Raw genomic sequence first — 279 nt, forward strand, 5'->3', positions numbered from 1 at the left:
GTCCTGGATCAGTACGTGATTGGCCAGAACCGGGCCAAGCGCACGCTGGCCGTGGCCGTGTACCACCATTACAAGCGCATCGAGAGCCGCCAGAAGAACGACGACGTCGAACTGGCCAAGTCCAACATCCTGCTGGTCGGTCCGACCGGTTCGGGCAAGACCCTGCTGGCCGAACCCCTGGCCCGCCTGCTCAACGTGCCGTTCACCATGGCCGACGCCACCACGCTGACCGAAGCCGGTTCCGTGGGCGAGGACGTGGCAAACATCATCCAGAAACTG

Annotated in this window: 1 protein-coding gene; it reads left to right on the forward strand. The window is 63.8% G+C overall.

Annotated elements, in window-relative coordinates; translation table 11 throughout:
• Nucleotides 1–279, forward strand: a 279-nt coding sequence (locus tag ACQG3P_RS19545) for an AAA family ATPase (protein ID WP_426805969.1), incomplete at both ends; no start/stop codon positions are given.

The organism is Stenotrophomonas sp. SrG, assembly GCF_050031795.1.
Classification (GTDB): domain Bacteria; phylum Pseudomonadota; class Gammaproteobacteria; order Xanthomonadales; family Xanthomonadaceae; genus Stenotrophomonas; species Stenotrophomonas rhizophila_A.